The organism is Streptomyces endophyticus, assembly GCF_035798155.1.
Classification (GTDB): Bacteria; Actinomycetota; Actinomycetes; order Streptomycetales; family Streptomycetaceae; genus Streptomyces; species Streptomyces endophyticus.
Map to the genome: position 1 here is coordinate 1 of NZ_JAOZYC010000213.1, position 25,562 is coordinate 25,562.

Consider the following 25,562-nt stretch of genomic DNA (forward strand, 5'->3'; position numbering starts at 1 on the left):
AAGAACTTCACGCCTGTTGGCACGGCGATGAGGAACGTCATGAAGGAGAAGAACGGTAGCAACACACCGCCGGTGACATACATGTGGTGCGCCCACACGGTCACGGAGAGACCGGCGATCGCGATCGTCGCACCGATGAGGCCGGAGTAGCCGAACATCGGCTTGCGCGAGAAGACCGGGATCACTTCGGAAATAATTCCGAAGAATGGTAGCGCGATGATGTACACCTCTGGGTGTCCGAAGAACCAGAAGAGGTGTTGCCACAGCAATGCGCCGCCATTACTGGCGTCGAATACATGGGCACCGAACTTGCGGTCCGCCTCCAGGGCGAACAGCGCGGCGGCCAGGACCGGGAACGCCAGCAGGACCAGCACACCGGTCAGCAGCACGTTCCACACGAAGATCGGCATGCGGAACATCGTCATGCCGGGAGCGCGCATGCAGATGATCGTGGTGATGAAGTTGACCGAGCCGAGGATCGTGCCGAAGCCGGAGAAGGCCAGGCCCATGATCCACATGTCGGCGCCGATGCCCGGCGAGCGGACCGCGTCCGACAGCGGGCTGTAGGCGAACCAGCCGAAGTCGGCAGCGCCCTGCGGGGTGAGGAAGCCGGCCACCGCGATCAGCGAGCCGAACAGGTACAGCCAGTAGGCGAACATGTTCAGCCGCGGGAACGCGACGTCGGGGGCACCGATCTGGAGCGGCATGATCCAGTTCGCGAAGCCCGAGAACAGCGGCGTCGCGAACATCAGCAGCATGATCGTGCCGTGCATCGTGAACGCCTGGTTGAACTGTTCGTTCGACATGATCTGCGTACCGGGACGGGCCAGTTCGGCGCGCATGAAGAGCGCCATGACTCCGCCGATGCAGAAGAACGCGAACGACGTGACCAGATACAGCGTGCCGATGGTCTTGTGGTCAGTGGTGGTGAGCCACTTGATCACCGTCGCGCCGGGGCTCTTGGGCCGGGCCGGCAGCTCGTTCTCGTACGAGTCGCTTGCTGCCGCGGCACCCTGGGGTTCGTTGAGGATGCTCACAGGTTCTTCGTCTCCCGGTCCTTCTCGTGGTCCGTCTGGGCGATGCCAGCCGGGACGTAACCGGTCTGCCCCTTCTTGGCGAGGTCCTTGAGGTGCTGCTGGTAACGCTCAGGAGAGACGACCTTCACGTTGAACAGCATCCTGGAGTGGTCGACGCCGCAGAGCTCGGCGCACTTGCCCAGGAAGGTCCCCTCCTTGTTGGGGGTCACCTCGAAGGAGTTGGTGTGGCCCGGAATGACGTCCTGCTTCATCAGGAACGGCACCACCCAGAAGGAGTGGATGACGTCACGCGAAGTCAGAACGAAGCGGACCTTCTCGCCCTTGGGGAGCCAGAGGGTCGGGCCGGGGTTGTTGGTCTGCGGGTTCCGCTCGCCAGGAGTACCGACCTCATAGACACCACCGGCGTTCGCCGGGAAGTCCTCCTTGAAGCGCTTCGGAATCGCCGAGAGCTCCTTGGAGGTCTTGGCGTCACCGTCGACACCCGGCACGTTCTCGACGTAGTTGAAGCCCCAGCTCCACTGGTAGCCGACCACGTTGACGGTGTGCGCGGGCTTGTCTTCGAGCTTCAGAAGCTTCGACTCGTCGCGCGCGGTGAAGTAGAAGAGGACCGACACGATGATCAGAGGAACAACCGTGTACAGCGCCTCGAGCGGCATGTTGTACCGCGTCTGAGTTGGAACCTCGATCTTGGTGCGGCTGCGCCGGTGGAAGATGACACTCCACAGGATCAGCCCCCACACCAGCACGCCCGTGGCGAGCGCTGCCGCCCACGAGCCCTGCCAGAGGGAGAGGATCCTAGGGGCCTCCTCCGTCACCGGGGTGGGCATACCAAGGCGAGGGAAGTCCTTGTATGTGCAACCGGTAGCGGTTACCAGGATCAGGCCCGCAGTCAGCACCTGCGGCAGCTTCCGCCGCATCGGGCGCCGCGACGAGCGGTCGGAGCCGTTGGGACTCACGTAGCGCCTTCCCGAGAGTCTCGCCCGCGCTCTTTGGTTGGCTACGGCCGCCATCTCGCTGGTCGCTCGCCGCCCTGGCACACGGGCAGGGGTTTGGATGTTTATGCGGAGCAAACCCTACTGGACGCTATTTGGGGTCGCGCGGGGAGGGTGCCTAACGCGCCGCGGGTCACTCCGAAGGGTGGGATCGGGTCGCGTTTGAGGGTTTCTGACGGGGGGTCGGGGGTGGGGGTCGCCCCGGGCGGGCGGGGTTCGGCCGGGCCGCGAGTGGCGGGTCCCGTGACTGGGGTGCGCCCCGCGGCGGAGCCGCTGATGCCGCGGTCCCGCGCCCCTGAGGGAGGCGGGGCTTGGTCCACCCGGCTGGTGGCGCAGTTTCGCGTCCCTGGGGAGGGCTCCTCCTCGCCCACCCTTAACGTTGCGGCGTGTCGTACTTCGATGTGGCCTCGTCCGCTCCTCTCCATCCCGTCGCCCGGCAGGCGTTGCAGGCCTCGCTCGACGAGGGGTGGGCCGATCCGTCCCGTTTGTACCGGGAAGGGCGACGGGCGCGGCTGTTGCTCGACGCCGCGCGGGAGGCGGCCGCCGAGGCCGTGGGCTGTCGGCCCGACGAGCTGGTGTTCACGTCGTCCGGGACGCGTGCCGTGCACGACGGGGTCGCCGGGGTGCTCGCCGGGCGGCGGCGCGCCGGGAAGCACCTGGTCGTGTCAGCCGTCGAACACTCTTCCGTGCTCCATTCGGCGGCGGCGCACGAGGACCTCGGCGGGTCGGTGACGCAGGTCGGGGTGGGGCGCGAAGGAGCCGTCTCCGTCGAGGCGTTCCGTGCCGCGCTCCGGGAGGACACCGCGCTCGCCTGCCTGCAGTCCGCCAACCACGAAGTGGGGACCGAGCAGCCCGTCGCCGAAGCGGCCGAGGCGTGCCGGGCCGCCGGGGTGCCGTTGTTCGTGGACGCGGCGCAGTCGTTGGCCTGGGGGCCGGTGGCGGGCGGCTGGTCGGTGCTCGCCGCGAGCGCCCATAAATGGGGTGGCCCGGCCGGGGTCGGCCTGCTCGCCGTGCGGAAGGGGACGAGGTTCTCCCCTCAAGGACCCGCCGACGAGCGGGAGTCGGGACGGGCCGCCGGATTCGAGAACATTCCGGGCATGGTGGCCGCGGCCGCGTCGCTCCGGGCCGTGCGGGCGGAGGCCGTCGAGGAGGCGGCGCGGCTCAGGGAGTTGACGGAGCTGATCCGGACCCGGGTGCCGGAGCTGCTGACGGACGTGGAGGTCGTGGGCGATCCGGTGCGACGGCTGCCCCACCTGGTGACGTTCTCCTGTCTGTACGTCGACGGGGAGAGCCTGCTGCACGGGCTCGACCGTGCCGGTTTCTCCGTGTCGTCCGGGTCGTCCTGTACGAGCAGCACGCTGACGCCCAGCCATGTGCTGCGCGCGATGGGCGTGGTGAGCGAGGGGAACGTACGGGTGTCGCTGCCGCCGGGCACGGGGGCCGCCGAGGTCGAGCGGTTCCTGGAGGTGCTGCCGGGCGTGGTGGGCGAGGTACGGGAGAAGCTGGGCGCGCCGGTCGCCGGGGCGGAGGGCACGGCCGAGGCGGTGACGGTGGACGCGCTGGGCATGACCTGCCCGCAGCCGGTGATCGAACTCGGCCGGGCGATCGGGCGGGTGCGGGTCGGCGGCACGGTCACCGTCCTCGCCGACGACGAAGTGGCCGCGGTCGACATCCCGGCGTGGTGCTACACGCAGGGCCACGAATACGTGGGAGCAGAACCACGCCCCGATGGGGGTAACACATACGTGGTGCGCAGGGGAATGTGACCCAGGGGCGCGGGGCTGTGTCGATTTGCGGCTCCGCCGCGTGGGCGCAAACGCAACCACGGAAAACCCGCAGCCGCGCTGCCCAGCCCAAGAGCAGCAACGGCCGCGGTCTGCACCGAGGCATCACCCCAGGTGCGCCTCCACCTCCCCAGCGGCAGCGTCCCCGTACTGCTTGCGGAACCGGTCCATGAACGGCGCGCGCCGCAGCTCGTACTCCTGCGTGCCGAGCGTCTCGATGACCAGCGTCGCGAGCATGCACCCGATCTGCGCCGCACGCTCGTGCGAGACGCCCCAGGCGAGACCGGACAGGAAGCCCGCGCGGAACGCGTCACCGACACCCGTCGGGTCGATCTTGGCCTCCTCCTCCGGGACGCCGACCTCGAGCGGGTCCTCGCCGGACTTCTCGATGCGCACACCGCGCGCGCCGAGCGTGGTGACGCGGTGGCCGACCTTGCCGAGGATCTCGGCGTCGGTCCAGCCGGTCTTGGACTCGATGAGCCCCTTCTCGTACTCGTTGGAGAAGAGGTACGTGGCGCCTTCGAGGAGCGTCCGGATCTCCTCGCCGTCCATGCGCGCGATCTGCTGCGAGAAGTCGGCGGCGAACGGGATCGACCGGCTTCGGCACTCCTCCGTGTGACGGAGCATCGCCTCCGGGTCGTCCGCGCCGATGAGGACGAGGTCGAGGCCGTCGACGCGGTCGGCGACGGTCTTCAGCTCGATGAGCCGGGCCTCACTCATGGCTCCCGTGTAGAAGGAGCCGATCTGGTTGTGGTCGGCGTCCGTGGTGCACACGAAGCGGGCCGTCTGCAGGGTTTCGGAGATCCGGACGGACTCTGTGTCCACGCCATGGCGCTCCAGCCACGCGCGGTAGTCCTCGAAGTCCGATCCCGCGGCGCCCACCAGGATCGGGCTCGTGCCGAGCTGTCCCATACCGAAGGCGATGTTGGGACCGACGCCTCCACGGCGTACGTCGAGGGCGTCGACGAGGAAGGAGAGGGAGACCGTGTGCAGCTGGTCCGCGACGAGCTGGTCGGCGAAACGGCCGGGGAAGGTCATCAGGTGGTCAGTGGCGATGGAGCCGGTGACTGCGATTCGCACGGCGTGAGCACGCTTCCTGAATAAGGGGAGGAGTTGACGCTTCACGCTACCCGCTCGGAGCGCGCGGGCTGAAGTATGCGAAATGCCTGATAGCGGCCCTTTCCTCAGATGTCACCTCAGGGCTACCGTGCCGTCATGACCTACGACGTGTCAGGCATGGTCCAGGACGATCTCGCGGCGCTGCGCGGCGACTGCGTCCGAATGCTCCCGCACTGGGTGACACCGCCGGCGCCGTGGGAGGTCGAGCGGGCCGGCGCCGCCCCCGGGCCCGCCGGGATCCACGGGGTCGTCGTGCCCGAGTCGTCCGCGCGGCTGATCGACTCCATGGCCGGTTTCGGCGACTGACGGCTTCCGGAAGGGAACCGCACGTCCGCTCGCCCCGTCCCACCGGTGTCCCCGGTGCGAAGGAGCGATGCGGTGAGCGGCGAAGAGCGGACGCGGGATCGGCTCCGGCGACGGCGCACGGCGGCTGTCGTGTCGGTCGCGGCGGCCGTCCTGCTGGCCGGTGGCGGCGGCGCGTATCTGGCGACGAACGCGATGAGCGGATCGGACGACGAGGGGGCGGCCCGGCCCGGTGGCACCGGTTCGGGCACTCCCCCGCCGCTCGCCCTGGACGGCTACTCGGACACCTCCCCCTCCTCCGGCTCGGCGCCGCCCGGCATCGCGCCCGGCGAGCCCGACCCGAACGGCACGCGCTACAAGGCGACCGGCGATCTCCCGGCGGGCCCCGGCAAGGCGCCCGTGTACCGGGCTCGCGGCGAGGTGACCGCCGCCGAGGCCGGCGCGGTCGCCGAGGCCCTCGACGTACAGGGGAGGCCCGTGCGGTCCGGTGACGCATGGAAGGTGGGTCCCGCGAAGGACGGTTCGGGACCCTCGTTGCAGGTGAGCCGGGCGGCGCCGGGGACCTGGACGTACTCCAGGTACGCGCCGTCCACCGGCGGCAAGTGCGGCGGCGGGACGAAGTGCGCGGACCCGACGGGCGGGGGCAGCGCCAAGGACGCGGTGAGCGAGGCCGCCGCGAAGCGGGCCGCCGCACCGGTCCTGAAGGCCCTCGGCCAGGACGACGCCAAGCTGGATGCCGGGCAACTCATGGGCGCCACCCGCGTGGTGAACGCCGACCCGGCGATCGGCGGGCTGCCCACGTACGGCTGGTCGACCGGGATCCAGGTCGGTTCCGACGGTCAAGTGGTGGGAGGCAGTGGCCAGTTGAAGGCGCCGGACAAGGGTGCCACGTATCCGACGGTGGGGGCGCGCGAGGCCCTTGAGCGGATGAACGGGGCGGCGTCCGGGGGCCGGGTGTCCGTCGGCGGGTGCGCGAGCGCGGTGCCGCTCGGCGAGGACGAGGGCAAGGACAAGGACGAGGGCAAGGACCCGGGCAAGACCGCGGACTGCGCTTCCGCGCCGCCCGAGCCGTCGACGGTCGCCGTCACCGGGGCGACGTTCGGGCTCGCGGCGCACACCGTCGCGGGGCGGCAGGCGCTGGTGCCGTCGTGGCTGTTCGAGGTGCGGCCCAGCGGGGCGGACGCCGCGTTCACGGTGACGTATCCGGCGGTGGAGCCCAAGTACCTCGCGGCGCCGAAGAGTTCACAGCCGGACCCGAGGCCCTCCGATCCCTCGGACAAGGCGGGCGGCGACACCCGCACCGTGCACGTCCAGGGCTACAGCGCCAAGGGCAGGACCCTGACCCTGCACTTCACGGGCGGCGTGTGCGCGAAGTACGCGGCGTCGGCGGACGAGTCCGGGGGCCGGGTGAGCGTGAAGGTCACCGAGACGCAGAAGAAGGGCACCGTCTGCGTCGAGCTGGCGAAGTTCTATACGTTGCCGGTGACGCTGGACGAGCCGCTGGGTGAGCGGAAGGTGGTGGCGGCCGACGGGGCCGCCGTGCCGTACGCGCAGAAGAACGCGCCCGGCGGGGTCGAGCCCGCGCCGCGCGACTGAGTGGCCGGAGCATGCCGAAGGGGCGGCCCCAGCGGGGCCGCCCCTTCGCGCTCTACAGCTGTACGACTTAGCTGAACGAGTCGCCGCAGGCGCAGGAACCCGTCGCATTCGGGTTGTCGATCGTGAAGCCCTGCTTCTCGATGGTGTCGACGAAGTCGATGGAGGCGCCGCCCAGGTACGGGGCCGACATGCGGTCGGTGACGACCTTCACTCCGCCGAAGTCCTTGACTACGTCGCCGTCGAGCGAGCGCTCGTCGAAGAAGAGCTGGTACCGCAGGCCGGAGCAGCCGCCGGGCTGAACAGCCACGCGCAGGGCCAGGTCGTCACGGCCTTCCTGGTCGAGCAGGGCCTTGACCTTGGCGGCGGCTTCGTCGCTGAGCTGGATGCCGTCGCTGACGGTGGTGGTCTCGTCCGATACGGACATCTACATCTCTCCCGGGTTGTTCGGAGACTGCTTGCCGACCATTGCAACCGGCAAAGGCCCGGATCCATTCCGGGATCCGCACTTCTTCTCTTCATGCTCGCACACCGTGCGCGGACGGGGCACGGTGCAGGTGCGGCGGATTGCGTCACATCGACGACATTGCCATCGTCAAACTGACGTGAAGCACGTATGATAGATAACGTCAAATCGACGAAAAGTCGAGCAGAGCGAAGAAAGGGTGCGTGACGTGACCACGGCCCAGTCCCCCCAGGCCCCCGTTGACCTGGACGTTTCTCCCACGCCTCTGGCGCTCCTGCTGCTCGGCCGCGAGGCCGACCCCAAGAGCGAGCGCGGCGTGGAGTGCCCCGGCGACCTGCCCTCGCCGTCCGACCCGGACCTGGTGGAGCGGGCGCGCGCGGCCAAGGAAAAGCTCGGAGACAAGGTGTTCGTGCTCGGACACCACTACCAGCGCGACGAGGTCATCCAGTTCGCCGACGTCACCGGGGACTCCTTCAAGCTGGCGCGGGACGCGGCGGCCCGGCCCGAGGCCGAGTACATCGTGTTCTGCGGTGTGCACTTCATGGCCGAGTCGGCCGACATCCTGACCGGGGACGACCAGAAGGTGGTCCTGCCGGACCTCGCCGCCGGCTGCTCGATGGCCGACATGGCGACGGCCGAGCAGGTCGCCGAGTGCTGGGACGCGCTGACCGAGGCGGGCATCGCCGAGTCCGTGGTCCCCGTCTCGTACATGAACTCCTCGGCGGACATCAAGGCGTTCACGGGCAAGCACGGCGGCACGATCTGTACGTCCAGCAATGCCGAGCGGGCGTTGAACTGGGCGTTCGAGCAGGGCGAGAAGGTGCTCTTCCTGCCCGACCAGCACCTCGGGCGGAACACCGCCGTCCGCGACCTCGGCATGTCGCTCGACGACTGCGTCGTCTACAACCCGCACAAGCCGAACGGCGGCCTGAGCGTCGAGGAGCTGCGGGCCGCGAAGATGATCCTGTGGCGCGGGCACTGCTCCGTGCACGGGCGCTTCTCGCTGGAGTCGGTGGAGGACGTGCGGGCGCGCATACCCGGGGTGAACGTCCTCGTGCACCCGGAGTGCAAGAACGAGGTCGTGGCCGCGGCGGACTACGTCGGCTCGACCGAGTACATCATCAAGGCGCTGGAAGCGGCGCCCGCCGGGTCGAAGTGGGCCATCGGCACGGAGCTGAACCTCGTACGCCGTCTCGCAAACCGGTTCGCCTCCGAGGGCAAGGAGATCGTCTTCCTCGACAAGACGGTCTGCTTCTGCTCGACCATGAACCGGATCGACCTGCCGCACCTGGTCTGGACGCTGGAGTCCTTGGCGGACGGCCAACTGGTCAACCGGATCGAGGTCGACCGCGAAACCGAACAGTTCGCGAAGCTCGCCCTCGAGCGGATGCTGGCGCTGCCGTAGCACTTTTAAGCCCCGCTCTGGGACGAGAGCCAGCGGGGTCCGGGGCAGAGCCCCGAAACCGGAGGCGGGGCGAGCGCCTGATGAAGCGCTCGCCCCGCACCGGGGTGCCGCCTTGCCCACCCTGCCGCCCAAGGCGGCAGATTGCCCAAGGCGGGGCGGCGACAGCCGTTACGCGTTGGCCGGCTCCGGGTCGGGGGCCGGGGACTGGGGCGGGACGCCGGAGTCGCCGCCCCGCTTCGCGGAGCGCTTGGCCGCCCGCCGCTCCTTGCGGAGCTCCAGCATCGCGTAGAGCGTCGGCACGAGAAGCAACGTCAGCAGCGTCGACGAGATCAGACCGCCGATCACGACCACCGCGAGCGGCTGGGCGATGAAGCCGCCCTCGCCGGTGACGCCGAGCGCCATCGGGAGCAGGGCGAAGATCGTCGCCAGGGCCGTCATCAGGATCGGGCGCAGCCGGTGCCTGCCGCCCTCGACGACCGCCTCCACCACGCCCAGGCCCTGGGCCCGGTACTGGTTGATCAGGTCGATCAGGACGATCGCGTTGGTGACCACGATGCCGATGAGCATCAGCATGCCGATCATCGCCGGGACGCCCATGGCCGTGCCGGTGGCGACCAGCAGGCCGATCGCGCCCGTGGCCGCGAACGGGATCGAGACCAGCAGGATCAGCGGCTGGGCCAGCGAACGGAACGTCGCCACCAGGAGCATGAAGACGATCGCGATCGCCGCGAGCATCGCCAGGCCCAGGTTCTTGAACGCGTCGTCCTGGTCCTCGCTGACGCCGCCGATGCTCGCCGTGGCGCCCTTCGGCAGGTCCAGCTTGTTGATCTTCGTCTGCAGGTCGGTGCTGACCGCGCCCGTGTTGTCGCCGTCCGGCTTCGCCGTGATCGTCGCCGCGCGGGCGCCGTCGATCCGGGTCATCGAGACGGGGCTGTCGACGGTCCTCACCGTGGCGATGTCGCCGAGCGTGACACCGCCGGGCCCCATCGGCAGCTTCTTCAGCTCGGCCATCGTGGTGGCCGGCTTCGCCGACTTCACGACGATGTCGCGCTCGGTGTCGTCGATCGTCGCCTTGCCGCTGGTGGTGCCGCGCACGGCCTGGGTGACGGCGGCGCCGAGCGTCGTGTCGTTGAACCCGGCGGCGGCCGCCTTGGAGTTGGCCTTCACCGAGATCCGCGGCACCGACTGCGACAGGTCGCTGGAGACGTCGGTGACGTCGTCGAGCGAGGAGACCGCGTCCTGGACCTGGCCGGAGGCCTTCTCCAGTACGTCGCCGTCGGCGGCCTTCACGACCACGGACAGGTCCTGGCTGCCGAAGCCGTCACCGGCCGCGAGCGTCGTCGTACCCACGCCGGAGAGCTGCCCGAGCTCGCGCTCGATGCGCTTCTGCGTGGCCTCGTACGTCGAACTGTCCTTCAGCTTCACCTGGTACGACGCCTGGTTGGTGTCGGTGCCGCCGCCGAAGGCGGCCATGAAGCCGGAGGAGCCGATGGTGACCTGGTAGTCCTCGATCTCGTCGATGCCCGAGAGCATCTTCTCGATCTTCTTCGCGGAGGCGTCGGTCGCCGACAGGCTGGTGCCGGGCTGCAACTCCTGCTTGATGGAGAGGACTTCCTGGTCGCCCTGGTCGAAGAAGTTCGTCTTGAGCATCGGCGCCATGCCGAACGTGCCGACGAGCACGACCACCGCGATCAACAGGCTGGTGAACCGGCGACGCGTCGCGAAGCGCAGCACGGGAACGTAGATCCGCTGCAGCCAGGAGCGCGCCTCCTTCTCCTCGGCCAGCCGCCGGGCCTCCTCCGGGTCGACGCCGCGGGCCGCCTTGGGCGGGCGCAGGAACCAGTAGGAGAGGACCGGCACGACCGTCAACGACACGAGCAGGGACGCGAGGAGCGCCGCCGTCACCGTGATGGAGAACGAGCCGAACAGCTCGCCCACCATGCCGCCGACCAGGCCGATGGGGAGGAAGACCGCAACGGTCGTGAGGGTCGAGGAGGTCACCGCGCCCGCGACCTCGCGGACCGCCTTGAGGATCGCCTCGTGGCGTTCCTCGCCGTAGCCGAGATGGCGCTTGATGTTCTCCAGGACGACGATCGAGTCGTCGACGACTCGGCCGATCGCGATGGTCAGCGCGCCGAGCGTGAGCATGTTGAGCGACAGGTCGCCGGTCCACAGGACGATCAGTGCGAGGACCACGGACAGCGGGATGGAGACCGCCGTCACGAGCGTGGAGCGCAGCGACGCCAGGAAGATCAGGATGATGACGACCGCGAAGAGCAGGCCGAGCGCGCCCTCCGTGGTCAGGCCCGAGATCGACTTCGAGACGGCCGGGCCCTGGTCGCTGACGACGGTGACATCGGCGCCGGAGCCGAGGTCGTCACGGAGCTGCGGCAGCTTGTCCTTGACCGCCTTGGAGATGGCGACCGCGGAGCCGTCCTGGTCCATGGTGACCGCGAGGGACAAGCTGGGCTCGCCGTCGGTGCGGGTGATCGAGTCGGCCGTGGACGGCTGCTGCTTCACCGTGGCGAGATCACCGAGGCGTACGGGCTTCTTGACGCCCTCGCCGGTGACCATCAGGTCCTGGATCTGCTTCAGGGACGTGAAGCCGCCGCCGACCTGGACCGTGCGGTTCTTGCCCGCCTCGTCGAGCGAGCCCGCGGGCAGGGTGGCGCCGCCGGCCTTCAGGGACTCGGCGAGGGCCTGGGGGTTCACCCCGGCCGCGGCCATCTTCCGGTCGCTGGGCGTGATGTCGACCTGGAGGTCGCGGACGCCGTCGACGGTGACCTGGGAGACGCCGTCGATGTCCTTCAGCGTCGGCACGACGGACTTGTCGAGCTGGTCGGCGAGCGCCTGCTGGTCCTTGTCGGAGGTGACGGCGAGGACGACGGTCGGGATGTCGTCGGTCGAGCCGGCGACGACCTGCGGGTCGACGTCCTCGGGCAGCTGGGCGCGGGCCCGGTTGACCGCCTGCTGGACGTCGGCGACGAGCTGCTTGCTGCCGTCCGTGCCGTAGTCGAACTGGGCCATCACCAGGGCGTTGCCCTCGCTGGCCGTGGAGGTGACGCCGGTGATTCCGTCGACCGCGTCGATGGAGTTCTCAAGAGGCTCGACGACCTGCTTCTCCACCACGTCCGGGGACGCGCCCTGGTAGGGGGCGATGACGGAGACCATGGGCAGTTCGATCGAGGGCAGCAGCTGCTGCTTGAGTTGAGGGATCGCGATCGCGCCGAAGACGATCGCGATGATCGAAATCAGCCCGATGAGGGCGCGTTGGGCAAGGCTGAATCTCGACAGCCAGGACATGGATCGGGTCTCCGTGGGACGTGAGCGGAAGATGAGGGCCGGGCCATGACAACCGGTGTGGTGCCAGGCTCGGGCCGACAGGCCCGAGGGGCCCACGGTCTACCTTCGGTCATGCGTGCGACCCGATTCGTCGCTCCCAGGTCCCGTTCTTGTCCGCGGCCTACTGCGCCCGGAGTACGCGGCCCGTAAGGGTCACTCCACCCGTGGACGGACCAGGCCCGATTCGTACGCGATGACGACGAGTTGGGCACGGTCGCGGGCGCCCAGCTTGGCCATGGCGCGATTGACGTGGGTCTTCACGGTGAGCGGGCTGACCTCAAGGCGCTCGGCGATCTCGTCGTTGGAGTGGCCGCCCGCGACCTGGACGAGGACCTCGCGCTCGCGCCCGGTGAGCGCGGCGAGCCGCTCGGCGCGGCCGTCCGTGAGGCGCTCCCCCTCCTCGTAACCGTCCCCCTGCGCGAGGAACTTGGCGATCAGCCCTTTGGTCGCGACGGGCGAGAGCAGGGCGTCGCCCGCGGCCGCGATCCGTACGGCGCCGAGCAGCTCGTCGGGCTCCGCGCCCTTGCCGAGGAAGCCGGAGGCACCGGCCCGCAGCGACTGCACCACGTACTCGTCGACCTCGAACGTCGTCAGCATCACCACGTGTACGTGGCAGAGCTCCGGGTCCGCGGTGATCTCGCGGGTGGCGGCGAGGCCGTCGGTGCCGGGCATCCGGATGTCCATGAGCACGACGTCGGGGCGCTCGGAGCGCGCGAGCCGGACGGCCTCGGCGCCGTCGGAGGCCTCCCCCACCACCTCCATGTCGGGTTCGGAGTCGACGAGCACACGGAAGGCGCTGCGCAGCAGAGCCTGGTCGTCGGCCAGCAGGACCCTGATCGTTGCGCTGGTCATATGGTGGCGTCCTCGGAGGTGTTGGCGCCTTCGGCGGGGTCGGTGCCGCTGGTGCGGGCCTTGGTCGGAAGGATCGCATGGACGCGGAAACCGCCGCCGTAGCGCGGTCCCGCGGTGAGGGCGCCGCCGAGCGCGGTGACGCGTTCGCGCATGCCGAGGAGGCCGTGGCCGCCGTTCGCCTCGGGTTCCTCGGGGTCGCGGGGGTGGTCGCCGTACGCGGCCGTGGCGCCGGGGCCGTTGTCGAGGACTGTGATCTCCACGTTCGGTCCCACGCGCACGACGCTGACCTCGGCCCTGGCGTCGGAGCCCGCGTGCTTCTGTACGTTCGTCAGCGCTTCCTGCACGACGCGGAAGGCGGCGAGGTCGACGGCGGCGGGCAGGGCGGGGGCGTCCTTCACGCGGGCCACCTCCACGGGCAGGCCCGCGTGCCGGAAGGTGTCGACGAGGTCGTCGAGCCGTTCGAGTCCCGGGGCCGGCTCGGTGGGCGCCTCCGGATCCCCGGTCTGCCTCAACAGGCCGACCGTGGCGCGGAGTTCATTGAGCGCGGAGCGGCTGGCCTCGCGGACGTGGCCGAGGGCCTCCTTGGCCTGGTCGGGCCGCCGGTCCATGACGTGCGCGGCGACGCCGGCCTGCACGTTGACGAGCGCGATGTGGTGGGCGACGACGTCGTGCAGATCGCGGGCGATCCGCAGCCGTTCCTCGGCGACGCGGCGCCGTGCCTCCTCCTCGCGGGTGCGTTCGGCGCGTTCGGCGCGCTCCCTGATCGCGGTGACGAAGGCGCGGCGGGAGCGGACCGCGTCGCCCGCGGCCGCGGCCATGCCGGTCCACGCGAAGATGGCGAGGTTCTCCTGGGAGTACCAGGGCAGCGGGCCCGCGAACATGGCGACACCGGTCAGCACCGCCATCGAGGCGAGGCCGACGCGCCAGGTGGTGGGGCGGTCCGTGGTGGCAGCGACCGTGAAGAGGGCGACGACCGCGGACATCACGACGGGGGCGCGGGGGTCGCCGGTGACCAGTTCGACGACGGAGACGGCGGAGGTCGCCGCGAGTACGCAGAGGGGCGCGCGGCGGCGGAACACGAGGGCGGCGGCGCCGAGCAGCATCAGGACGAGACTGAGCACGTTCGGGGTTCTGGCGCCCCAGGCGTACGTTCCCTCCGGGCCGTGCGGGTCGACGAAGGAGCCGGCGACCATGCAGAGGAGGACGCCGAGCGCGAGGGTGGCGTCCAGGGCCAGCGGATGCGTCCTGGCCCACCGTACGAAGCGGTTCACCGGGTTTACGGTAGCGCGCCCGCAGCCGCCGCCTCCGGGGAGCCGCTACCCCGGGATCAGGCCGTCGTCGCTGAGCATGTCGCGGACCTCCGCCAAGGTGGCATCCGCCGCCGGCAGGATCAGCTCCGACGGCTCCAGGGCGTCGTCCGGCAGCGGAGCGCCCAGGCGGCGGACCGCGTCCAGGAGAGCGGCGAGCGTGCGGCGGAAACCCGCCTCGTCGCCGCTCTCCATCTCCGCGAGGAGTTCGTCGTCGAGCTTGTTGAGTTCGGTGAAGTGGTCGTCCGCCAACTCCACCTGGCCCTCCCCCATGATCCGGACGATCATGTCGGCCTCCTCAAGGCACTACTGCTTGTCGAAGCGCGGGGTGTCCTGGGACTGCGCCTGCGAAGGCTGACCCTGCTCCTGGCTGCCCTCCAGCGCCTGCTGCGACGAGGACGAGCCCCCGGCCAGCTCCGACTTCATTCGCTGCAGCTCCAGCTCTACATCCGTACCACCGGACAGCCGGTCCAGCTCGCTCTGGATGTCGTCCTTGGCGAGGCCGGAGGAGTCGTCGAGCGCGCCGGAGGCGAGCAGTTCGTCGATGGCGCCGGCCCGCGCCTGCAGCTGCGCGGTCTTGTCCTCGGCACGCTGGATCGCCATGCCGACGTCGCCCATCTCCTCGGAGATGCCGGAGAAGGCCTCGCCGATCCGGGTCTGCGCCTGCGCCGCGGTGTACGTGGCCTTGATCGTTTCCTTCTTGGTGCGGAAGGCGTCCACCTTCGCCTGCAGCCGCTGGGCCGCGAGGGTGAGCTTCTCCTCCTCGCCCTGCAACGTCTGGTGCTGCGTCTCCAGGTCCGTGACCTGCTGCTGGAGCGCGGCACGGCGGGACAGCGCCTCTCGGGCCAGGTCCTCCCGGCCGAGCGCGAGCGCCTTGCGGCCCTGGTCCTCGAGCTTGGAAGACTGGGACTGGAGCTGACCGAGCTGCAGTTCCAGTCGCTTGCGGGAGGTCGCCACGTCCGCGACTCCCCTGCGTACCTTCTGGAGCAGCTCCAGCTGCTTCTGGTACGAGTAATCGAGGGTCTCGCGCGGGTCCTCGGCCCGGTCAAGGGCCTTGTTCGCCTTCGCGCGGAAGATCATCCCCATACGCTTCATGACACCGCTCATGGGCTTCGCGCGCCCCCTTCTGACAGATCCAGCGTTGGTCCAGCTCCAGCACTGCGACAGAAACCACAGTACGGGTCCTGCCTCTATTACCGCACTGTTCAGGTACGGATGCGCTCATCCCCGAGGACGACTGCTTCCGGCCCCGCTCCGGCGCAAGGAGTAGATGACCCCTGACGGAGGGACGCGGGACGTTGCCGGATCGTTCCCCATGGCCCTGTGGTCGATGCATGACCACCACGTACTCTTGGCTCTTGTGTTCCGTAGCCGATCCAAGGACGACAAGGCCCAGGCCGCGCAGGCCAAGGTGACCATGTCCAAGCAGCCCCGAGACCCGCAGGCGCCCAAGGGCCGCCCCACGCCGAAGCGCAGCGAGGCCCAGTCGCCGCGCCGCAGCGTGGCCAACACCAAGATGTCGTCGAAGGAGGCCCGCACCCGCTCGCGCGACGATCGCCGCACCGCGATGCAGCGCCAGCGAGAGGCGCTGGCCAACGGCGACGAGCGTTACCTGCCCGCCCGTGACAAGGGCCCGGTGCGCAAGTTCGCCCGCGACTTCGTCGACTCGCGCTTCGCGATCGCCGAGTACTTCCTGCCGATGGCGGTGGTCATCCTCGTCCTGAGCATGATCCGCGTCGGTTCGCTGCAGAACATCGCGCTGCTGCTGTGGCTGTTCGTGATCGTCGCGATCGTGGTCGACTCGGCCGTGACCGGTTTCCGCCTGAAGAAGATCCTCGCGGAGAAGTTCCCGAACGAGCGCCGCAAGGGCGCCGTCGCGTACGCGCTGATGCGCACGCTGCAGATGAAGCGACTGCGCCTGCCCAAGCCGCAGGTCAAGCGCGGAGAGCGGCCCTGAGCACGGACAGCACGGACAGCACGGACAGCACGGAGGCTTTTGCCGGCGACGCTGTGCACTCCTGGCTGGACAAGCTCGGCGGGCTGCGCAACATCGTGCGGCAGGAGCTCGTGGCCAGGCAGCTCGACGAGCAGCTGGCCGCGCGGTTCCCCGTCGGTCAGCGGCTGCGGGTGCTCGACGTGGGGATGGGCCAGGGCACACAGGCTCTGCGCCTCGCCCGCGCCGGGCACAAGGTGACCGGTGTGGAGCAGGATCCGGAGATGGTCGCCGTGGCGGGCCGGACGCTCGCCGCGGAGCCCGCGGGGGTGCGCGACCGGGTCCGCCTCGTGCAGGGCAACGGCATGGACACCGGTGTGCACTTCCTGCCGGGCAGTTTCGACGTCGTGCTCTGTCACGGCGTCCTGATGTACGTCGAGGATCCCGACGCGCTGCTCGCGGGCCTGGCCCGGATGCTGGCGCCGGGCGGCCTGCTCTCCCTCGTCGTGCGCAACGGGGACGCGCTCGCGATGCGCCCGGGGCTCGCCGGTGACTGGATCGGCGCCCTTGCCGCCTTCGAGTCGACGAAGTACACGAACCGGCTCGGGCTCGACGTCAGGGCCGACCGGCTCGACACGCTGACGGAGACGCTCGCCGGGATCGGTGCGCCGCTGCACTCCTGGTACGGGGTGCGGGTCTTCACCGATCAGGCCGCGGACGACGCGCAGGCGCCGGAGCACGGGGAGCTGCAGACGTTGCTCGCCGCGGAGGAGAAGGCGGGTCGGTCCGACCCGTACCGGCGGGTGGCGGCGCTGCTGCATTTGTGCGGGGTGCGTGGCTGAGGTCGACCGAGGGTTCCGCCTCGGTCGACTTCAGTTCCCCGCTGCTCAAACGCCGCAGGGGCTTGAATTAGCTCAATCGCCGGCGGGGCTTGGAGAAGAAGTCGACGTGTCCTCCGCGTGCAGGCTCATCGGGCCGTAGATCACCTTGTCGTCCTCGCGGAGCGTGACCTGGTCGGCGCCCCCGTCCACGAGTTGCTTCCAGTACTCGCCGACCCAGGACTCGGCGTCCCCCTGCGTGGTGAACTCCTCGGGTTGTACCGCGGGAGCCACCTCCGTCCCGTCGGACTTCTCGAACCGCCACGTCCACGCCGCCATGTCAGCCTCCCGGTCTCGGACGTCCGCTGTGCCGCTGTCCCCGGAAGCCTATCCGGGCGCGCGTCGATCAAGGGGGCGCGGGAGGATCTTCCTTGTGGAACTGACACTGCTCGGCACCGGCGGCCCCGATGGGCTGCCCCGCCCCGACTGCCCTTGCGCCGCCTGCGCGACCGCGCTCGGCCGCGACGCGCGTGCCGCGACGGCGGTCCTGATCGACGGAACGCTGCTGCTCGACCTGACGCCGGGGGCCGCGTTCGCCGCGGCCCGTTCGGGGCACAGCCTCGGCGGCGTACGGCAGGTGCTGCTCTCGCATCCGCACGACGGGCCCGCGGTCGAAGTGCCGGCGGGGCTCCCGCAGCCCGGCCGGGTGCCGGACGGCCGGGAGCTGGCGCTCATGACCGGGCACCGGGTGCGGGCCCTCGCCCTGGACGCACCGGGCACCGGCTACGAGGTGACAGGACCCGAGGGCGAGCGGCTGCTCTATCTGCCGCCGGGTACCGCGCCCGCGGGCTTCGACGAGCCGCGGGCGCCGTACGAGATGGTCCTCGCCGATGTCGTCGGCCGTCCCGACGCGCTCGCCCGGCTGCGCTCCGCGGGCGCGATCGGCCCGACCACCGATGTCCTCGCCGTCCATCTGGACCACGACGTCTTCCCCGGCCCTGAGCTCGCGCGGCGGCTCGCGGCCGCGGGCGCGCGGGCCGTGCCCGACGGCACGACCCTGGACGTCGGGACGTACGAGGACGTGCCCGATGTGCCGCGCAGGACGCTGGTGCTCGGCGGGGCGCGGTCCGGGAAGTCGGTGGAGGCCGAGCGGCGCCTGGAGGCGTTCCCCGATGTGCTGTACGTGGCGACCGGCGGGACGCGCGGCGGAGCCGCCAAGGACCCTGAGTGGGCGCAGCGGGTGGCCGTGCACCGGGAGCGGCGGCCCGGGTCCTGGCGGACGGCGGAGACCTGCGACCTCGTGCCGCTGCTGGACGACCCCCGGCACACCGGCGACACGGCTCCGCTGCTCATCGACTGTCTGTCGCTGTGGCTGACGTACGCGATGGACGAGGTGGGGGCCTGGGACGACGCCGAGTGGGCGGGCGGCGGTGAGAAGGCGCTGCGGGAGAAGGTCGCCGAGCTGGTCGACGCGGTGCGGCGCACGCGGCGTACCGTCGTCGCCGTCTCGAACGAGGTGGGTTCGGGGATCGTGCCCGCGACCGCGTCGGGGCGCCGCTACCGGGACGAACTCGGCCGTCTGAACGCGGCGTTCGCGGCCGAGTGCGAGCACGTGCTGCTCGTCGTCGCGGGCCAGCCGCTCGCGCTGCGCGGCTGACCCGGATCCACCGGACTACGCGTCCGGGTCGCGGCGTGCGATCACCCGGTACGCGTTGGAGAAGCGGGTGCGGCGGGCCGGCGGCGCGACGAGCCGGTCGGCCGCGCAGGCGGTGAGGAACGCGGGCGCGACGGCGTACATCAGGGCCTTGCGCAGGACGCGCTTGGCCTCGCCGGGGGCCTTGGTGCGCCACGGGTCGTCGGCGTCGGGCAGGTGCCGGCCCGCGAACAGGGCGAGGCCGGCCGCGAGGTCCAGCGGGACGTGGGGCTCGCGGCGGTCGACGGCGACGACCGTGTAGCCGAGGGCGCGCAGTTCGGCGCGGAGGTTGGCGAGCGGGATCAGATGCAGGTGCTGCGGCTGGAAGTACGAGATCCAATATTTGCCGAGGAGCTTCGCGAACCGGCTCTCGGGGTCGGGGAGCTCGATCATCAGATGCCCACCGGGGCGCAGCACGCGATGCGCCGCCTTCAGCTCCTCGCGCGGATCGCGGGAGTGCTCCAGGTAATGGAACATGCTCAGCGCGTCGTAGCCGCCCGCGAGTGCGGGGGCGAGGTCGGTGAAGAGGCCCTGGTGGGCCCGCTCGACGCGGCCGGCCCTGCGGCCCTCCTCGACGCCGTCGCCGCTGTCGAGGCCGTCGAAGGCCGTGTACGGCAGGACCTCTTGGGCGGCCGCGGGGAAGTGGCCCTGGCCGGTGCCGATGTCGAGCCAGCTCTCCGGTTCGATGAACGCGGCGAGGGCCCGGGCGCGGGACTGGTCGCGGTGGGGGGAGGTCCGCGCGCGGAAGATCCACTCGGCCTGGTCGGCGTAGCGGCCCTCGCGGAAGTCCCGGTAGTAGAAGTCCAGGCCCTCGGGGGTGAGTCGGGGGTTCTGGAACGAGTGGGCGCAGGACCCGCACTGGACGAGGGTGAAGCTGCCGGGCTTGTGCTGGAGGAGGTCGGTGGTGCGCAGGCGGGTACGGAGCCGGGTGCTGCCGCACCAGGGGCAGTCGGGGCGGCGCGGCTCGTGGAAGCGTTCGGTGCCCTGGGCGAGTTCGGTGAGGTAGGCGGGGCGGCGCTCGGCGACGGCCTGAGGGGTGGCGGGGGCGGTCAAGGGGATGCCTCCAGTCATGGTCTGCGTTGCCGCAACAAGCGCGCGAGATATGACAATTCGACGCGAACATGAACGCAACCGATCATCTACGAGCAGTTCATGACAGCCCGGAGGCGACTCACCGCCCGCCGCCACCGTCCGCCGGAAGGACGCACCCATCGGTGTCCCGTGACGGACGGTGCAGCTGGGGCCAGACCCCCACGACGGCCGGTACTGTTCGGCGAATGAGCTCGCTGAACCTCGACGACTTCACCGATCTGATCGAGCGCCCCGACGGCGGCACCCGCCGCGACGCCGAGGAGCGCAGGGCCCGCTTCGCCGTGCCGCCGGGCGCCCTCGGCCGCCTCGACGAACTGGGCGAGTGGCTGAGCGCCGCCCAGGGCGCGGTTCCCGTACGACCGGTCGCGCGGCCGCGCGTGGTCCTCTTCGCGGGCGACCACGGCGTGGCCGGACTCGATGTCTCGAAGCGGGCCGCGGGCAGCGCGGCCGGCCTCGTGCGGGACGTCGTCGAGGGCGCCTCCGCGGGCGCGGTGCTCGCGCGCCGGCTCGGCGTCGGCGTACGGGTCGTCGACCTCTCCCTGGACTGCGAGCCCGACGAACTGCCCAAGTCCGTCGACGACCGGCGCGTGCGGCGCGGCTCGGGGCGCATCGACATCGAGGACGCGCTCACCCTCGAAGAGGCGGAGGCCGCGTTCCGCGCGGGCATGGCGGTCGCCGACGAGGAGGCTGACTCCGGCACGGATCTGGTCGTCCTCGGCGACATCAGCGTCGGCGGCACGACGGCCGCGGCCACGCTGATCGCGGCACTGTGCGGCACGGACGCGTCCGTGGTGACGGGACGCGGCGGCGACCCCATCGACGACCTCGCCTGGATGCGCAAGTGCGCGGCGGTCCGGGACGCGCTGCGCAGGGCCCGCCCCGTCCTCGGCGACCAGCTCCAGCTGCTCGCCACGGTGGGCGGCGCGGATCTCGCGGCGGCGACCGGCTTCCTGCTCCAGTGCGCGGTGCGGCGTACGCCCGTACTCCTCGACGGCGTGGTCTCCGCGGCCTGTGCGCTCGTCGGCCAGCGGGTCGCGTTCCGCGCCCCCGACTGGTGGCTTGCCGCCCACGCCAGCGGCGAACCGGCCCAGGCGAAGGCGCTCGACCGGATGGCCATGGACGTACTCCTCGACCAGGACGTCCGGGTGGGCGGCGGCGCGGGGGCGCTCCTGGCCCTCCCCCTGGTTCAGGCGGCGGCGTCCCTCGCGGCGGAGCTCCCGGAGACCACGGAGCCGGCCAAGGAAGACGACTAGCACCAGTGGACGGCATACGTTTCGCCTTCGGGACCCTCACCGTCCTCCCGGTGAAGGTCACCCGCTGGGACCGTGCGGCCGCCCGGCTCGGGATGCTCTGCGCGCCGCTCGCCGGCCTGGTCGTCGGCCTCGCCGCGGCCGCGGTCGGCGTGGCACTGACCTTCCTCGGGGCGAACGCGCTGCTCGCCGCCGTCGCCGCCGTCGCGGTGCCCGCGGCGCTGACCCGCGGGCTGCACCTCGACGGACTCGCGGACGTCGCGGACGGGCTCGGCAGCGGCAAGCCCGCCGAGGACGCGCTGCGGATCATGAAGCAGTCGGACATCGGCCCCTTCGGCGTGGTCACCCTCGTCCTGGCGCTGCTCGCCCAAGTCGCCGTCCTGGCCGACCAGTTCGGGCAGTCGTGGTGGCGCGGCGCCCTCGCCGCGACCGTCTCCGCGGTGACCGCGCGCCTCGCCCTGACCTTCGCCTCCCGCACCGGCGTACCGGCCGCCCGCCCGGAGGGCCTCGGCGCGGCGGTCGCGGAGACGGTGTCGCGGCGGGCGGCGCTGATCACGGGGGCGGTGGTCGTCGCGGTGACCGCCACGCTCTCCCTCCAGGCCGCCGCGGCGGTCGTGCTGGGCTGCGCGGCGGCCGAACTCCTGCTCCGCCGCTGCGTGTCCCGCTTCGGCGGCGTGACCGGTGACGTCTTCGGCGCCCTGGCCGAGACAGCCGCCACGACATCCCTGGTGATCCTGACCTTGGGCTGACGCCCATCAAGCCCCTCCAAGCCCGCCGACGCGGCTGACCCACTCAAGCCCCGCCGGCGATTGAGGCGCGGGGTCTGGGGCAGCGCCCCAGCGGCGGGCCCGCACCTGGACGAAGCACCGCAAGAACGACGGGCGTAGGCTCAGCCACAAATAGGCCAACTACCCCCGGCCCCGGCAAAGAAGCCGATCTCAACCGATGAAAGAGGGACCTCACCACCGTGACTGCTCTGACTCTCAGCACCGCCGCGGCGACCGGCCTGCGTGCCGACGCGATCGTCGTCGGCGTCGTCAAGGGCGACAAGGGCCCGGCCGTCGCGCACGGCGCGGAAGCCGTGGACAAGGCGTACGACGGAAAGCTCGGTTCCGTCCTGGAGACCCTCGGCGCCAGTGGCGGCGAGGGCGAGGTGACCAAGCTCCCCGCGCCGTCCGGCTTCAAGGCGCCGATCGTGCTGGCGGTCGGTCTCGGCGGCGAGCCCGAGAAGGACGGCGCGTACGACAGCGAGGCGCTGCGCCGCGCCGCCGGTGTCGCGGCCCGCGCCCTGGCCGGGACGAAGAAGGCCGCGTTCGCGCTGCCGGTCGACGACGCCGAGGACGCCGGCGCGATCGCGGAGGGCGCGCTGCTCGGCGCGTACTCGTTCGACACATACAAGGAGGTCTCCGACGACAAGGGGACCCCGAAGAACGGCAAGGCGCCGCTCGCCGAGATCGCGATCCTCGGCGGCAAGCCCCGCGACAAGGCGTACAAGGCGGCGATCGAGCGCGCCACGGCGGTGGCCGAGGAGCTCAACCGCGCCCGCGACCTGATCAACACCCCGCCGAACGACCTGAACCCGGAGTCCTTCGCCGCCGTCGCCCAGGCCGCGGCCAAGGAGCACGGCATCAAGGTGCAGGTGCTCGACGAGAAGGCCCTGGAGAAGGGCGGCTTCGGCGGCATCCTCGGCGTCGGCGCCGGTTCCGCCTCGGCCCCGCGCCTGGTGAAGCTCTCGTACAAGAGCGCCAAGGCAGACAAGAACACGAAGCACCTCGCCTTCGTCGGCAAGGGCATCACCTACGACTCGGGCGGCATCTCGCTGAAGCCGGCCGGTCACAACGAGACGATGAAGTGCGACATGGCCGGCGCCGCCGCCGTGTTCGCCGCCGTCGTCTCCGCCGCCCGCCTCGGTCTCGAAGTGAACGTCACCGGCTGGCTGGCGCTCGCCGAGAACATGCCGTCGGGCTCGGCCACCCGCCCCGGCGACGTGCTGCGCATGTATTCGGGCAAGACGGTCGAGGTGCTGAACACCGACGCCGAGGGCCGCCTCGTGCTCGCCGACGCCATCGCCAAGGCCTCCGAGGAGACCCCGGACGCGATCGTCGACGTCGCGACGCTGACCGGCGCGATGATGCTGGCGCTCGGCGCCCGCACCTTCGGCATCATGGCCAACGACGACGCCTTCCGCGGCTCGATCCACGAGGCCGCCGAGGAGGTCGGCGAGCCGGCCTGGCCGATGCCGCTCCCGGCCGACCTGCTCAAGGGCATGGAGTCGTCGACCGCCGACATCGCCAACATGGGCGCGCGGATGGGCGGCGGCCTGGTCGCCGGCCTGTTCCTGCAGGAGTTCGTCGGCGAGGGCATCACGTGGGCCCACCTCGACATCGCGGGCCCGGCCTTCAACGAGTCGGCCCCGTTCGGCTACACGCCGAAGGGCGGCACGGGTTCCGCGGTCCGCACGCTGGTCCGTCTCGCGGAGCGCACGGCGGCGGGCGACCTCGGCTGACCCTCCGTAGGACCTGACAAAGTCACTGTTCAGCCCCCGGTGCACGGCACCGGGGGCTGTTCGCTTTGAACGAAATCTCCGCGTCTGTCCCTGCTTGTCACAGCTGTTTCCGGTGTAACAGCCGTCTCACCGCACAGCCCGACGTCCCGACTGCCGCCGACAAGTGCGAGGATGGGGTACGGCAGGACAGGGCCCTCACCCAGGGCCGAAGAACGAGCGGCCGAACACCCCGCCGCCCGGTCGTCGGAGACCGGCGTACGGCGCACATGCATGGAGGACGTGACGTGGCGAACGACGCCAGCACCGTTTTCGACCTAGTGATCCTCGGCGGTGGCAGTGGCGGTTACGCCGCGGCCCTGCGCGGAGCGCAGCTGGGCCTGGACGTCGCCCTGATCGAGAAGAACAAGCTCGGCGGCACGTGCCTGCACAACGGATGCATCCCGACCAAGGCCCTGCTGCATGCCGGCGAGATCGCCGACCAGGCGCGCGAGGCCGACCAGTTCGGTGTCAAGGCCACCTTCGAGGGCATCGACATCAACGCCGTCCACAAGTACAAGGACGACGTGATCTCCGGCCTGTACAAGGGCCTGCAGGGCCTCGTGGCCTCGCGCAAGGTGACGTACATCGAGGGCGAGGGCAAGCTCTCCTCCCCGACGTCCGTGGACGTGGGCGGCCAGCGCATCCAGGGCCGCCACGTGCTCCTCGCGACCGGCTCCGTGCCGAAGTCGCTGCCGGGCCTGGAGATCGACGGCAACCGCATCATCTCCTCGGACCACGCGCTGAAGCTGGACCGTGTCCCGCAGTCGGCGATCGTCCTGGGCGGCGGCGTCATCGGCGTCGAGTTCGCCTCGGCGTGGAAGTCCTTCGGCACCGATGTCACGGTCGTCGAGGGTCTCAAGCACCTCGTCCCGGTCGAGGACGAGAACAGCTCCAAGATCCTGGAGCGCGCCTTCCGCAAGCGCGGCATCAAGTTCAACCTCGGCACCTTCTTCGAGAAGGCCGAGTACACGCAGGACGGCGTCCGCGTGACCCTCGCCGACGGCAAGACCTTCGACGCCGAGGTCCTCCTCGTCGCCATCGGTCGCGGCCCGGTCTCCCAGGGCCTCGGCTACGAGGAGCAGGGCGTGGCCATGGACCGTGGCTACGTGCTCGTCGACGAGTACATGCAGACCAACGTGCCGACCATCTCGGCCGTCGGTGACCTGGTCCCGACCCTCCAGCTCGCGCACGTCGGCTTCGCGGAGGGCATCCTGGTAGCGGAGCGGCTGGCCGGCCTGAACCCGGTTCCGGTCGACTACGACGGCGTCCCGCGCGTGACCTACTGCCACCCGGAGGTCGCCTCCGTCGGTATCACCGAGGCCAAGGCCAAGGAGATCTACGGTGCGGACAAGGTCGTCGCTCTGAAGTACAACCTTGCGGGCAACGGCAAGTCCAAGATCCTGAAGACCACGGGCGAGATCAAGCTCGTGCAGGTCAAGGACGGTGCCGTGGTCGGCGTCCACATGGTCGGCGACCGCATGGGCGAGCAGGTCGGCGAAGCCCAGCTGATCTACAACTGGGAAGCGCTGCCCGCCGAGGTCGCCCAGCTCGTGCACGCACACCCGACGCAGAACGAGGCGCTCGGCGAGGCCCACCTGGCCCTCGCGGGCAAGCCGCTGCACTCGCACGACTGAGCCACGCCCCTGTCGCACCTGGGCGCGACGACCGACCACCACAGACTTCCGCACTGCGTTGCCGCGCATTGCACATCGTTAAGGAGCAACAGAAACCATGCCGGTTTCCGTATCCCTTCCGGCGCTCGGTGAGAGCGTCACCGAGGGCACAGTCACCCGCTGGCTGAAGGCCGAGGGCGAGCGCGTCGAGGTCGACGAGCCCCTGCTCGAGGTCTCGACCGACAAGGTCGACACCGAGATCCCCTCGCCCGCCGCCGGCGTGCTTGCCTCCATCAAGGTCGCCGAGGACGAGACCGTCGAGGTCGGCGCCGAGCTGGCCGTCATCGACGACGGCTCGGGCGCCCCGGCAGCCGAGCCCGCCCCGGCAGCCGCCGAGGCCCCGGCCCCGGCTCCGGCC

Annotated in this window: 23 protein-coding genes; 12 read left to right on the forward strand and 11 right to left on the reverse strand. The window is 70.7% G+C overall.

Annotation, left to right across the window (positions count from 1 at the left end):
- Positions 1–1,037, reverse strand: a 1,037-nt coding sequence (locus OKJ99_RS43190) for a cytochrome c oxidase subunit I (RefSeq protein ID WP_326024158.1), incomplete at its 3' end; no start/stop codon positions are given.
- A complete protein-coding gene (gene ctaC / locus OKJ99_RS43195) occupies positions 1,034–1,993 on the reverse strand; it encodes an aa3-type cytochrome oxidase subunit II (RefSeq protein ID WP_326024159.1) in 960 nt (319 codons plus the stop codon). The genes OKJ99_RS43190 and ctaC, both read right to left, overlap by 4 nt.
- 422 nt (positions 1,994–2,415) lie before the next feature.
- Between ctaC and OKJ99_RS43200 the strand changes: the two genes are divergently transcribed.
- Entirely contained in the window at positions 2,416–3,795 is a 1,380-nt protein-coding gene (locus OKJ99_RS43200) for a cysteine desulfurase/sulfurtransferase TusA family protein (protein ID WP_326024160.1), read from the forward strand.
- Between the two features lie 123 nt (positions 3,796–3,918).
- Here the strand turns inward: OKJ99_RS43200 and OKJ99_RS43205 are convergent, their stop codons facing one another.
- Positions 3,919–4,893, reverse strand: coding sequence for a carbohydrate kinase family protein (locus OKJ99_RS43205; protein WP_326024161.1), 975 nt, complete (start codon positions 4,891–4,893; stop codon positions 3,919–3,921).
- A 135-nt stretch (positions 4,894–5,028) separates the two neighbouring features.
- Here OKJ99_RS43205 and OKJ99_RS43210 point away from each other — a divergent pair, with 135 nt between their 5' ends.
- Positions 5,029–5,238 (forward strand): hypothetical protein, encoded by a 210-nt coding sequence (locus tag OKJ99_RS43210; protein WP_326024162.1) that lies wholly within the window; start codon positions 5,029–5,031, stop codon positions 5,236–5,238.
- A 72-nt stretch (positions 5,239–5,310) separates the two neighbouring features.
- Positions 5,311–6,831 (forward strand): hypothetical protein, encoded by a 1,521-nt coding sequence (locus OKJ99_RS43215; protein ID WP_326024163.1) that lies wholly within the window; start codon positions 5,311–5,313, stop codon positions 6,829–6,831.
- A gap of 67 nt (positions 6,832–6,898) precedes the next feature.
- On the opposite strand, the gene OKJ99_RS43220 is transcribed toward OKJ99_RS43215, so the two are convergent.
- Positions 6,899–7,255 (reverse strand): HesB/IscA family protein, encoded by a 357-nt coding sequence (locus OKJ99_RS43220; RefSeq protein ID WP_326024164.1) that lies wholly within the window; start codon positions 7,253–7,255, stop codon positions 6,899–6,901.
- A 238-nt stretch (positions 7,256–7,493) separates the two neighbouring features.
- Here OKJ99_RS43220 and nadA point away from each other — a divergent pair, with 238 nt between their 5' ends.
- Positions 7,494–8,699: a quinolinate synthase NadA gene (gene nadA, locus OKJ99_RS43225; protein WP_407700884.1), complete on the forward strand. Its 1,206-nt coding sequence runs from the start codon at positions 7,494–7,496 to the stop codon at positions 8,697–8,699.
- 168 nt (positions 8,700–8,867) lie between these two features.
- On the opposite strand, the gene OKJ99_RS43230 is transcribed toward nadA, so the two are convergent.
- From OKJ99_RS43230 to OKJ99_RS43250, 5 genes are all read right to left on the reverse strand, one after another.
- Positions 8,868–12,002: an efflux RND transporter permease subunit gene (locus OKJ99_RS43230; RefSeq protein ID WP_326024166.1), complete on the reverse strand. Its 3,135-nt coding sequence runs from the start codon at positions 12,000–12,002 to the stop codon at positions 8,868–8,870.
- 192 nt (positions 12,003–12,194) lie between these two features.
- Positions 12,195–12,893, reverse strand: a complete 699-nt coding sequence (locus tag OKJ99_RS43235) for a response regulator transcription factor (RefSeq protein WP_326024167.1) — start codon at positions 12,891–12,893, stop codon at positions 12,195–12,197.
- Entirely contained in the window at positions 12,890–14,164 is a 1,275-nt protein-coding gene (locus tag OKJ99_RS43240) for a sensor histidine kinase (RefSeq protein WP_326024168.1), read from the reverse strand. The genes OKJ99_RS43235 and OKJ99_RS43240 overlap by 4 nt, the downstream gene beginning before the upstream one ends.
- Before the next feature lie 45 nt (positions 14,165–14,209).
- Positions 14,210–14,488: a PspA-associated protein PspAA gene (pspAA, locus tag OKJ99_RS43245; RefSeq protein WP_266720428.1), complete on the reverse strand. Its 279-nt coding sequence runs from the start codon at positions 14,486–14,488 to the stop codon at positions 14,210–14,212.
- 18 nt (positions 14,489–14,506) lie between these two features.
- On the reverse strand, positions 14,507–15,307 hold the full coding sequence (locus tag OKJ99_RS43250; protein WP_326024169.1) for a PspA/IM30 family protein: 801 nt from the start codon (positions 15,305–15,307) through the stop codon (positions 14,507–14,509).
- A gap of 208 nt (positions 15,308–15,515) precedes the next feature.
- Between OKJ99_RS43250 and OKJ99_RS43255 the strand changes: the two genes are divergently transcribed.
- Together OKJ99_RS43255 and OKJ99_RS43260 are read left to right on the forward strand one after the other, a co-directional pair.
- Positions 15,516–16,157 carry a DUF3043 domain-containing protein gene (locus OKJ99_RS43255; protein ID WP_326024178.1) on the forward strand — a complete coding sequence of 214 codons (642 nt, stop codon included), beginning with the start codon at positions 15,516–15,518 and terminating at the stop codon, positions 16,155–16,157.
- Between the two features lie 110 nt (positions 16,158–16,267).
- Positions 16,268–16,975, forward strand: coding sequence for a class I SAM-dependent methyltransferase (locus OKJ99_RS43260; protein ID WP_326024179.1), 708 nt, complete (start codon positions 16,268–16,270; stop codon positions 16,973–16,975).
- Between the two features lie 72 nt (positions 16,976–17,047).
- On the opposite strand, the gene OKJ99_RS43265 is transcribed toward OKJ99_RS43260, so the two are convergent.
- Entirely contained in the window at positions 17,048–17,290 is a 243-nt protein-coding gene (locus tag OKJ99_RS43265) for a hypothetical protein (RefSeq protein ID WP_326024170.1), read from the reverse strand.
- A 94-nt stretch (positions 17,291–17,384) separates the two neighbouring features.
- Here OKJ99_RS43265 and OKJ99_RS43270 point away from each other — a divergent pair, with 94 nt between their 5' ends.
- On the forward strand, positions 17,385–18,608 hold the full coding sequence (locus OKJ99_RS43270) for a bifunctional adenosylcobinamide kinase/adenosylcobinamide-phosphate guanylyltransferase (RefSeq protein WP_326024171.1): 1,224 nt from the start codon (positions 17,385–17,387) through the stop codon (positions 18,606–18,608).
- A 15-nt stretch (positions 18,609–18,623) separates the two neighbouring features.
- Here OKJ99_RS43270 and OKJ99_RS43275 read toward each other — a convergent pair whose 3' ends face one another.
- A complete protein-coding gene (locus tag OKJ99_RS43275; protein ID WP_326024172.1) occupies positions 18,624–19,697 on the reverse strand; it encodes a class I SAM-dependent methyltransferase in 1,074 nt (357 codons plus the stop codon).
- Positions 19,698–19,921: 224 nt separating this feature from the next.
- Here OKJ99_RS43275 and OKJ99_RS43280 point away from each other — a divergent pair, with 224 nt between their 5' ends.
- The 5 genes from OKJ99_RS43280 to OKJ99_RS43300 form a co-directional block, all read left to right on the forward strand.
- The gene (locus OKJ99_RS43280; RefSeq protein ID WP_326024173.1) at positions 19,922–20,989 is read left to right on the forward strand and encodes a nicotinate-nucleotide--dimethylbenzimidazole phosphoribosyltransferase; all 1,068 of its coding nucleotides are present in this window, start codon (positions 19,922–19,924) and stop codon (positions 20,987–20,989) included.
- A 5-nt stretch (positions 20,990–20,994) separates the two neighbouring features.
- Positions 20,995–21,735 carry an adenosylcobinamide-GDP ribazoletransferase gene (cobS, locus tag OKJ99_RS43285; protein ID WP_326024174.1) on the forward strand — a complete coding sequence of 247 codons (741 nt, stop codon included), beginning with the start codon at positions 20,995–20,997 and terminating at the stop codon, positions 21,733–21,735.
- Between the two features lie 218 nt (positions 21,736–21,953).
- Positions 21,954–23,492 (forward strand): leucyl aminopeptidase, encoded by a 1,539-nt coding sequence (locus tag OKJ99_RS43290; RefSeq protein ID WP_326024175.1) that lies wholly within the window; start codon positions 21,954–21,956, stop codon positions 23,490–23,492.
- 284 nt (positions 23,493–23,776) lie between these two features.
- Positions 23,777–25,165 (forward strand): dihydrolipoyl dehydrogenase, encoded by a 1,389-nt coding sequence (gene lpdA, locus OKJ99_RS43295; protein WP_326024176.1) that lies wholly within the window; start codon positions 23,777–23,779, stop codon positions 25,163–25,165.
- Positions 25,166–25,262: 97 nt separating this feature from the next.
- Positions 25,263–25,562: biotin/lipoyl-containing protein (locus tag OKJ99_RS43300; RefSeq protein WP_326024177.1), on the forward strand; the 300-nt coding region annotated here is incomplete at its 3' end.